The organism is Synechococcus sp. R6-10, from assembly GCF_047461815.1.
Classification (GTDB): Bacteria; Cyanobacteriota; Cyanobacteriia; order Thermostichales; family Thermostichaceae; genus Thermostichus.
Map to the genome: position 1 here is coordinate 1 of NZ_JANSHW010000693.1, position 1,960 is coordinate 1,960.

Annotated in this window: 3 protein-coding genes and 1 pseudogene; all 4 read right to left on the reverse strand. The window is 55.2% G+C overall.

Translation table 11 applies throughout. The features are described 5' to 3' along the window. Positions 1–65: 65 nt before the first annotated feature. Positions 66–158: pseudogene (locus NW837_RS15355) on the reverse strand (hypothetical protein); the annotation flags it as partial. Between the two features lie 121 nt (positions 159–279). Next, complete coding sequence (locus NW837_RS15360; protein WP_414332524.1) at positions 280–456, reverse strand: hypothetical protein; 177 nt, start codon at positions 454–456, stop codon at positions 280–282. Between the two features lie 354 nt (positions 457–810). Further along, a complete protein-coding gene (locus tag NW837_RS15365) occupies positions 811–1,236 on the reverse strand; it encodes a hypothetical protein (protein ID WP_011432703.1) in 426 nt (141 codons plus the stop codon). Between the two features lie 43 nt (positions 1,237–1,279). Beyond that, the coding region (locus NW837_RS15370; RefSeq protein WP_414332526.1) for a TlyA family RNA methyltransferase at positions 1,280–1,960 on the reverse strand (681 nt) is incomplete at its 5' end.

Genomic DNA, 1,960 nt, shown 5'->3' on the forward strand with positions numbered 1-1,960 from the left:
AGCAGAACAGGCTCAGGGCTACTGAAAGCCTGCTCCGTACCGCTTAGCGGTCGGAGCCGGGTAGTTTACGCCGGCTCCGCTAGATTGATTGTCGGGTTGCGGTCGAAGAAGCCCCAAGGTACCAGCCTAAAGCCCGTTCTGTGTACAGGCATGACGGGCCAATCCTCATCCCATGAAAAAACCCCTGCCCAACGGCATGGGGAGAATGTATGATGGGGAGCCCGCGTTTCTACAGAACTCCCTCGAAGTCAAGCAGCCCTGAATAGGCAGCAACAGTTCTCATCCCGCCTCAAACCAGAGTTGTTCGGGATCCACATAATAGCAGCGGGCATTGTCCGCACAGATCAGCGCCCAGCCGTTTTGGTCGGCCTCGACCAAAGTATACTCACACTGGGGAATGAAATAGCCTTGGTGGTTTCGGGTATCGCTCTTAACCCAAACGGTCTGACGGTTCATCTTAAAGTTCCTCCCATCTGCAGTCAAAGGGGTCAAAAAAGTGAGGTTGGAAAACGGGACTCGATTCAGTGGCTATGGAAGCGGCGGCAGTGCAACACCACTGCAATATAATGAAGTGCAGCCACCGCCGAGCTAAGCATCTCGCGCCAGCCCGGAGTTCAATCTCATCAATCAACTGAGGCCGGGGAAGAGAAGCGACGAGAGCTAACCCCTATCGATAAATGGATCCCATATTGCTATTGGGTACAAGAAGTTTAGCACCAACTCCATGAGAACATCGCTAAGAGTTGTAGATTAAAATAAAAAGCTCTAGATTTTCCTAAAGTCTTGTTGCAAAACCAGGAATAGGGTCACTTAATCTTCTTCAAAGAGCCAGTTGTAAATCTTGCTCAAGTGGGGCCAAGCAGGACGGCGGTTCCCTCCCTCTTGCAGGTTGGATTTGACACCCTCAATCTGCTCGGGATCCCGTGCCAAGATTTGCTTAATGGCCTCCACCTGCTGGCGTACCCCGGTTTTTTTCAGCTCCAGCATGGCTAGGGTCAGATTCACACGGGGCTGGGCATCCACCGGATCCAACTTCACAGCAGTCTGGGCGGCCTTCAGAGCTTTTTCCGCCTGCCCCTCCAGAAGGTAGAGCCAGGACAAGCACGTCCAAGCCGCCGCCGCCTTTGGGGATCCCTTACAGATCGACTCAAAAGAGGGAATTAACGTCTTGGCTGCTTCCCCGGATTCATAGCGCCGAATCCCTTCCTGAAACAATTCTTCAATTTTTTGGCTCATCTCCCCCAACCCAGCACATTAGCTTATTGACAAAATCGACGATCTATGCATGTAAAGTCGCTCTCGCCTGCTCGCTCATCTGTTGTAGCGCACTGCCGCTGGGGAGAGGGATCCCTTCTCCTTCAGCCAGCCAGAGCCAATACTCGATATTGCCGGCAGGGCCAGTGATGGGCGACCACGTGTAGCCTTGCACCTGCCAGCCCTGGGCCACGGCCGAGCGCATCACCGTCTCCAGCACGCGGGCATGGACAACCGGATCCCGTACCACCCCCTTTTTACCCACCTGGTCTCGGCCCGCCTCAAACTGGGGCTTCACCAGCAACAGCGCCTCCCGTGGGAAACGCAACAGGTTCCACAGCGGAGCTAGCACCTTAGTCAGGGAAATAAAAGACAGGTCTACCACCGCCAAATCCGGCCAGCTCTGGGGAGGTGCCTCGCTTCCGTACAGATCCTCCGGCTGCAGATGGCGCAAGTTGGCCCGCTCCTTTAGGATCACCCGCGCATCCGTTCGCAAAGACCAGGCCAGTTGCCCATAGCCCACATCCACTCCGTAGACCCGCTGGGCTCCCCGTTTCAACAAGCAGTCTGTAAAACCTCCTGTGGAAATGCCCGCATCCAAACAAATACGACCCTGCACCTGAACAGGAAAAGTTTGCAGCGCCCCCTGTAGCTTTTCTCCCCCCCGTGAGACAAAAGCAGGCCCAGACTGGACTTGCACCGCTGG